Origin of the sequence: Polynucleobacter sp. AM-25C3 (assembly GCF_018882335.1) — a bacterium.
Lineage (GTDB): Bacteria > Pseudomonadota > Gammaproteobacteria > Burkholderiales > Burkholderiaceae > Polynucleobacter.
Genome location: NZ_JACVOS010000011.1, coordinates 65,067 through 72,176 on the forward strand (window position 1 = coordinate 65,067; position 7,110 = coordinate 72,176).

The following is a 7,110-nucleotide window of genomic DNA, read 5'->3' on the forward strand; positions in this document are numbered from 1 at the left end:
GGAGATGGACATGAGCGACACCAAAAATAAATCTAAACAAGAGATTCCAAGCTTAAAGAGCTTGGAGCGTGACTTCGGTCAAAAGTTTGCCTATCCCGCATCTACTAAAACCTATTTAGAAGGATCGCGTCCAGATATCAAGGCGCCGATTCGGATGATTGAGCAACTGCCAACTCGTGTTGGTGAAGAGATGGTGGCAAATCCTCCTGTACCAGTTTATGACACCTCTGGGCCTTACAGCGATCCCGATATTGTGATCAACCTTGAAAAAGGTTTGCCATTACTGCGCAAAAACTGGATTGAAGAGCGCGGTGATACAGAACAATTAGCAGGCCCATCTTCTGAGTATGGTGTTGCACGCTCAAAAGATGAAGCAACTCAAAGCCTCCGTTTTGCTCACATCAACCCTCCACGCGTTGCTAGAGCTGGCAATAATGTTAGTCAGATGCATTACGCCCGCCAAGGGATCGTGACTCCTGAAATGGAATACGTTGCTTTGCGTGAGTCCATGGGCCTTGAGCAATTACGCAAGAATCCCGAATACAAGCAATTACTCAAGCAACATCCCGGTAAGAGTTATGGCGCCAATCTGCCTGACATTGTTACTGGTGAATTCGTCCGCTCAGAAATTGCTGCTGGTCGCGCCATCATCCCAGCGAACATCAATCACCCAGAACTAGAGCCAATGATTATTGGCCGTAACTTCCGCGTGAAGATTAACGGCAACCTCGGTAACTCTGCTGTGACCTCATCGATTAATGAAGAAGTAGAAAAAATGGTGTGGTCGATTCGTTGGGGTGCAGACACCATCATGGACCTTTCAACTGGCAAGCATATTCATGAAACCCGTGAGTGGATTATTCGCAACTCACCAGTACCAATTGGTACCGTTCCGATCTATCAAGCGCTCGATAAGACCGGCGGTATTGCAGAAGACCTCACCTGGGAAATGTTCCGCGATACCTTGGTAGAGCAAGCTGAACAAGGTGTGGATTACTTCACCATTCATGCAGGTGTATTACTGCGCTATGTTCCTTTAACGGCTGACCGCATCACTGGCATTGTGTCTCGCGGTGGCTCCATCATGGCCAAGTGGTGCTTAGCTCACCATAAAGAAAACTTCCTTTACACAAAGTTTGATGAGATCTGCGAGATCATGAAAGCCTATGACGTGTCATTTAGCCTGGGTGATGGCTTGCGCCCTGGTTGCATCGCAGACTCTAATGATGCCGCTCAGTTTGGTGAACTCCACACTCTTGGTGAATTAACAGCGAAAGCCTGGAAGCATGATGTTCAAGTCATGATTGAAGGTCCTGGTCACGTGCCAATGCAACGCATTGAAGAAAACATGACCGAGGAATTAAAACACTGCTTAGAAGCACCGTTTTATACCCTTGGACCATTGATCACAGACATTGCTCCTGGTTATGACCATATCACCAGTGGTATCGGTGCGGCACAAATTGGTTGGTACGGAACAGCCATGCTTTGCTATGTCACACCAAAAGAGCATTTAGGTTTGCCTGATAAGGAAGATGTGCGTACCGGCATCATCACTTATAAGATTGCAGCCCATGGTGCAGACTTGGCTAAAGGTTTACCGGGCGCTCAAGTACGCGATAATGCTTTATCTAAAGCGCGTTTCGAGTTCCGTTGGGAAGACCAATTTAATCTTGGCTTAGACCCTGAGCGCGCTCGTGAATATCACGATGCCACTTTGCCCGCAGAAGGCGCCAAGATTGCGCATTTCTGCTCGATGTGTGGGCCGAAGTTCTGCTCGATGAAAATCACTCAAGAAGTACGTGATTACGCGGCAACATTGGATGCAGATGGCAACCCAAAAGTAACTAAAGTGATCCCAATTACCGCAGAAGCATCAACAGATCCAGCAAAAGGCATGGAAGAAATGTCTGCTGAGTTCCGCAAGCGCGGTAGCGAGATTTATCAGTAAGCCAAATTCATAATTGAAAACGATTGATTAAGATGAGTTGCTCTTTCGCAAAAGGCAAATACGCTATCGTTGGCGCCGGCCTCATGGGTCGGTTGGTGGCGGTTGCGCTTGCCAAGCGTGGTGCACAGGTCGAGCTATTTGAAAAAGGTGGTCCAGATGCCTTGGAATCGCCCGCTCGTATTGCCGCAGCGATGTTGGCTCCGTTGGCGGAGTCTGCCATTACTGAGGATAATGTGGTACGGATGGGCATACATAGCCTGCCTCGCTGGAAGCAAATCATTAGTGAATTGGCTAAACCGGTCTATTTTCAGCAAGACGGCACTTTGATTTTATGGCATCGCCAAGATGCCAGTGATGCAGAACGCTTTGCCTCTCACCTCGAAAGTAATTGTGAGCGCAATACAGCACTATCAAAGCCACAACATTTGGATAGCAAGTCTCTCGCAGAAATCGAGCCTGGTGTTGCTGACCGTTTTACTCAAGGACTTTATCTCCCTAATGAAGGTCAATTGGATAATCGCCAACTGCTTGAGGCTCTTCTAGTTGAGTTAAGCCTGATGAAAGTGCACTGTCATTGGCATCAAGCCATCGAGCCAGAAGAACTGCGCAAAAATCAACAGTTTGATTGGGTAATTGATTGCCGTGGTTTAGGTGCCAAAGATTCCTGGAGGCGTGCTGGCGATTCCACCAAAGATTTGCGTGGTGTGCGTGGTGAAGTCATTCGTCTGCATGCACCTGAAGTAAAACTACGTCGCCCTACTCGCTTGATCCATCCGCGCTATCCGATTTATATCGCGCCAAAAGAAGATGATGTGTACGTAGTTGGTGCCACGGAGATTGAATCTGAAGATCTCTCCCCCATGAGTCTGCGCTCTGCGATGGAATTACTCAGCGCCATTTATACCGTTCATAGCGGTTTTGCTGAAGCGCGCATTTTGGAGATGGCTACACAATGTCGCCCAACACTAAAAGACAATCTGCCTGAGATTTATATTGAGCAATCCTCAGGCAAAGCTGGACTGATGATGATTAACGGACTGTATCGCCATGGTTTTATGATCTCCCCCGCAATTTTGGATTGCGCATTGGAGCTCATTAGTACTGGCAGTAGCAACATCGCAAACGATTTGGGGCTATCGGTTAATGGGCATCTAGCAACACAAGAGACCACTACATGCGCGTAATCGTCAATCAAATGGAGATGCAAGTTCCTGATAACAGCACAATTGATGATGTGCTTCTACTCATTGATGCCAAGCCGCCCTTTGCCGTTGCCATTAATTATGAATTCGTTCCCAAGACCAGGCATGCAGAAGAAGTTTTGCATGATGGTGATGAGATGGAAGTGATTGCACCAGTTACTGGCGGCTAATCCAGCGATAAATAAAAGAAAAATAGATAAAAGTACTTGATTAACATGACAGCACCCTTACCTAATCCTTTGAATACTGCAGACCTATTGGTGCTGTATGGGGAGACCTTTGCTAGCCGTTTATTACTCGGGACATCACGTTACCCATCCCCTCAGGTTTTAGAGAATGCCGTAAAGCAATCTAACCCCGGCATGATTACCGTCAGCCTGCGTAGGCAAGGCACTTCTACAGCAGAAGCGCACTCTGGTTTTTGGGATCTTTTAAAGAAAATGGCGGTGCCTGTCCTGCCCAATACCGCTGGCTGTCACAGCCCTAAAGAAGTGATTGCGACTGCTCAAATGGCTAGGGAAGTATTTGAAACGAGCTGGATTAAGTTAGAGCTCATTGGCGATGACTACACCTTGCAACCCGATACCTTACGCTTGGTTTCCACAGCAGAAACGTTAATTAGGGATGGTTTTAAGGTATTGCCTTACTGCACTGAAGATCTCATCTTGTGTCAGCGTTTAGTAGATGTAGGTTGCCAAGCGGTGATGCCTTGGGCTGCGCCCATTGGAACAGGCCAAGGCCCACTTAATCCCTACGCTTTAAAACTGTTACGTGATCGCTTACAGGTTCCACTCTTGGTCGATGCTGGCTTGGGTCTACCCTCACATGCGTGCGCTGTGATGGAATGGGGCTTTGATGGCGTTTTGCTCAATACCGCAGTTGCCTTGGCTGATGATCCTGTTGCCATGGCCAAAGCATTTGCGATGGCAGTAGATGCTGGTCGTACCGCCTATCTTTCTGGCGCCATGCAAGCACAACAATCCGCTCAAGCTAGCACCCCGCTGGTTGGCACCCCTTTTTGGCATCAAAGTTAAAGAATAAAACTGATGAGCTTAGTTCGCGACCTGGCAGATCAAATTATTGCCGCCCACAGCAAAGATGATTTATGCATTCCGATTCCAGCATTTAGCATGGCATCACCACCACCTCAAATTGATAATGAACATGCGGTAGATCATTACGAATTAGCTGGCATGGTTGCAGCCATCTCGATGGGCTTTATTGAATGTGATGCAAAAGTATTAGGCAAGGCATGGTCCCGCATGGTGCATCAAGATGGTGGATTTAATCCATTTAAATGGCCATCTAGGCCCGAGCATTTTGACCTCCTCCCCTGGACTCGTAATATGAACCCCAATGCGTTTGCGGAGTGCCCAAAGCGCTTAGGTTTATATGCGGTGATGCCCGATGCGGATTGGGTAAAGCGCATGGTCGATGCCGAAGTGCCAACGGTACAACTGCGCTTGAAGTCTGACGATAAAAGGCTCATTCGGAATCAAATCAAGCAGTCGGTTGCGGCAGTAAAGGACAGCAAGACCCTGCTCTTTATTAATGACTATTGGCAAGAGGCTATTCATGCTGGAGCTTACGGCGTGCACTTAGGCCAAGAAGATTTAGAAACGGCAGATTTGGATGTTATTCGATCCGAAGGCTTGCGTCTTGGCTTGAGTACCCATGGCTATGCCGAGATGGTGTATGCAGATCGTTTTTGTCCTAGCTACATCGCCATGGGCGCTATCTTTCCAACCAATCTAAAGAAGATGGAAACGGCACCACAAGGTTTAGGTCGTCTATACAAATATGCACAGCTCATGAGTCACTATCCTTTAGTTGCTATTGGCGGAATCGATGCAAGTAGTATTCATGCGGTGGCACAAAGTGGGGTTGGCTCTGTAGCAGTAGTAAGAGCAATCAATGGCGCCAGTGATCCGAAGGCTGCAGTCAAGCGACTGCAAGAGCTCATGAAAACTTAGGGCTACGCAAAATTACAAATTCTTATCACTACTCAAAAGACTTGGACAAATTATCCACAAAGATTGTTGCTTGCTGAACGGCCCAAGCAGCATCAGCCTCTTCAACCAGATCCCCTTTGTAGTCATCCATCAAACGAAGATCCTCTACCTTATTTAAAGACTTTCCTAAATCAAGAGACACCTTGCCGACCTTAACCAACTTCAAACTAAATGCTGAAATAAGTCCTGAATGGGATTTAATCGTTAATACTGAGTCGGCGTCCCCAATTGATAATAGGGCGGCACGAGCAGCATCAAACATTGCATAGTAGGCTCGATTACATGCGCCATCAAAATCACGTGCATTCAATAGAATTTGAGCGGAAGTGGCAGCTGTCTTTGCCTTGGTAAAAAGCTCTTTAGAATTCAAAGAGGTATACCTTCGGCCTGAACATTCTTTAAAAGACTAGGATTGGAATAATTCTCAGGGTTCATCCAGTCATTCTGCCAAATAGGCAATGGCTGAATACGAATACCGGTATCTAAAAGAACTTCATAGGCAATGTCATCCATAGCAAATTTAGTCTTTATAAAGTTCTTTGGTTTACCCTTTAATAACACGGCAATATCAGCATCACTTTCAGAGGTATGGTCAGAGCGAGCACGACTTCCAAACAATAACGCACCAGAGATTTGAAATTGGTGGGCGAGCTTTGCCATGAAAGCTGTTGTGGCTTGTTTAGTTAGTGCATCAATAGACTGATTAGGCATTCTTTGATTGCCTCAATAAATCTAACTCACGGCAATCTAGCTTCAATAGCCCTTCAAAAGAGCCGTTAAACCATGCATTTGCGCAATTATTAAATGCAATAACCCCACAAACCAGTTCAATATTTACCCTCTTCTTCTGGCAATGCAGTGGGATAAAAATCATGCATATGCCACAAAGGTCCCGGGCCTTCACCGATACTTAAAAAACGCCCCGCCTCCAATCCTGCCTCTACATAAGAAATTGCTTTAGCAACCGCATGCGCAAGATCGTGACCATCGGCTAAATAAGTTGCAACGGCAGAAGCTAGCGAGCACCCAGTACCATGGGTGTTGGCAGTGTTGACGCGGTAGTGTTTGAATTCTTTTGACTGAACGACTTCCAGCCCATCCTCAATAGTTCGCCACATCAAAAAATCAGTCAGTTGAGTATGGGTAGCGTCAAGATGACCGCCCTTAATCAACACTGCTTGTGGACCCATATCGAGCAACTCTTGAGCAGCTGCCTTGAAATCCTCAGGACCAAGCAATTCTCGGCCCAATAACAAGGAAGCCTCCTCTAAATTGGGCGTCACTAGAGTGGCCATTGGAAATAAGTCTTTAATGATGGCTTGGGCGGTGTCGTCACCCCCAAGGCTAGCGCCTGATGTCGCTCTTAAGACAGGATCCAGGACAATTCTTTTGGCTCCATGACGCTTGAGCGCCGAAGCAACGGTGCGGACGATTTCTGGGCTGGCGAGCATGCCAATTTTGACAATATCGACCCCAATATCCATAAATACCGCATCGATTTGAGCCTCAACAATATCAAGGTCAATATCCTGAATTCTGCTAACACCCAGAGTGTTCTGGGCAGTGATTGCAGTGATCACCGACATCCCATATCCACCTAGGGCTGTAATGACTTTAAGGTCTGCCTGGATGCCAGCGCCGCCACCGCTATCGGACCCGGCAATAGTCAATACTTTGGGGATCCGTACAGAACTTGGAGTAGATGATTTCATCTTGCTATAATATCGGCTTATTCCTCGATAGCTCAGTTGGTAGAGCGCCGGACTGTTAATCCGTAGGTCCCTGGTTCGAGCCCAGGTCGAGGAGCCAAATTCAGTACGGTACGTACCGGACACATGCTTTACGTCCGGTACCGACCACATGGTTTACACCTTTACCAATCACATCCCCAATACTTTGGGACCAAATGGGTTTTCTAGGGCCTGTACCCGAGAAGACTCCATAT

At 47.1% G+C, this 7,110-nt stretch carries 8 protein-coding genes and 1 tRNA gene; 6 read left to right on the top strand and 3 right to left on the bottom strand.

The annotated features are described in order from the left end of the window. Window positions 1-4 precede the first annotated feature (4 nt). Genes thiC through ICN12_RS08485 form a run of 5 tightly spaced genes read left to right on the top strand, consistent with a single transcriptional unit; the run spans window position 5 to window position 5,126 of the window. Window positions 5-1,951, top strand: a complete 1,947-nt coding sequence (gene thiC, locus ICN12_RS08465) for a phosphomethylpyrimidine synthase ThiC (RefSeq protein ID WP_518519186.1) — start codon at window positions 5-7, stop codon at window positions 1,949-1,951. 32 nt (window positions 1,952-1,983) lie between these two features. Then, window positions 1,984-3,135, top strand: a complete 1,152-nt coding sequence (locus tag ICN12_RS08470; RefSeq protein ID WP_216272062.1) for an FAD-dependent oxidoreductase — start codon at window positions 1,984-1,986, stop codon at window positions 3,133-3,135. Then, window positions 3,126-3,323, top strand: coding sequence for a sulfur carrier protein ThiS (gene thiS, locus ICN12_RS08475; RefSeq protein ID WP_216272063.1), 198 nt, complete (start codon window positions 3,126-3,128; stop codon window positions 3,321-3,323). The genes ICN12_RS08470 and thiS overlap by 10 nt, the downstream gene beginning before the upstream one ends. Window positions 3,324-3,368: 45 nt before the next feature. Then, window positions 3,369-4,187, top strand: coding sequence for a thiazole synthase (locus tag ICN12_RS08480; RefSeq protein WP_216272064.1), 819 nt, complete (start codon window positions 3,369-3,371; stop codon window positions 4,185-4,187). 12 nt (window positions 4,188-4,199) lie between these two features. Next, window positions 4,200-5,126, top strand: a complete 927-nt coding sequence (locus tag ICN12_RS08485) for a thiamine phosphate synthase (protein WP_216272065.1) — start codon at window positions 4,200-4,202, stop codon at window positions 5,124-5,126. Between the two features lie 28 nt (window positions 5,127-5,154). On the opposite strand, the gene ICN12_RS08490 is transcribed toward ICN12_RS08485, so the two are convergent. The 3 genes from ICN12_RS08490 to thiD form a co-directional block, all read right to left on the bottom strand. Further along, window positions 5,155-5,535 (bottom strand): HEPN domain-containing protein, encoded by a 381-nt coding sequence (locus tag ICN12_RS08490; protein ID WP_216272066.1) that lies wholly within the window; start codon window positions 5,533-5,535, stop codon window positions 5,155-5,157. Then, on the bottom strand, window positions 5,532-5,876 hold the full coding sequence (locus tag ICN12_RS08495) for a nucleotidyltransferase domain-containing protein (protein ID WP_216272067.1): 345 nt from the start codon (window positions 5,874-5,876) through the stop codon (window positions 5,532-5,534). Before ICN12_RS08495 ends, ICN12_RS08490 begins: the two co-directional genes overlap by 4 nt. A 116-nt stretch (window positions 5,877-5,992) precedes the next feature. Further along, on the bottom strand, window positions 5,993-6,877 hold the full coding sequence (gene thiD / locus ICN12_RS08500) for a bifunctional hydroxymethylpyrimidine kinase/phosphomethylpyrimidine kinase (protein WP_216272068.1): 885 nt from the start codon (window positions 6,875-6,877) through the stop codon (window positions 5,993-5,995). A gap of 21 nt (window positions 6,878-6,898) precedes the next feature. Here thiD and ICN12_RS08505 point away from each other — a divergent pair. Further along, window positions 6,899-6,974: transfer RNA gene (locus ICN12_RS08505), tRNA-Asn, on the top strand. Window positions 6,975-7,110: the final 136 nt, after the last annotated feature.

Coding starts and splice junctions, on each gene's coding strand:
- thiC (WP_518519186.1), top strand. CDS start 5: ATGGACATGAGCGACACCAAAAATAAATCTAAACAAGAGATTCCAAGC.
- ICN12_RS08470 (WP_216272062.1), top strand. CDS start 1,984: ATGAGTTGCTCTTTCGCAAAAGGCAAATACGCTATCGTTGGCGCCGGC.
- thiS (WP_216272063.1), top strand. CDS start 3,126: ATGCGCGTAATCGTCAATCAAATGGAGATGCAAGTTCCTGATAACAGC.
- ICN12_RS08480 (WP_216272064.1), top strand. CDS start 3,369: ATGACAGCACCCTTACCTAATCCTTTGAATACTGCAGACCTATTGGTG.
- ICN12_RS08485 (WP_216272065.1), top strand. CDS start 4,200: ATGAGCTTAGTTCGCGACCTGGCAGATCAAATTATTGCCGCCCACAGC.
- ICN12_RS08495 (WP_216272067.1), bottom strand. CDS start 5,876: ATGCCTAATCAGTCTATTGATGCACTAACTAAACAAGCCACAACAGCT.
- thiD (WP_216272068.1), bottom strand. CDS start 6,877: ATGAAATCATCTACTCCAAGTTCTGTACGGATCCCCAAAGTATTGACT.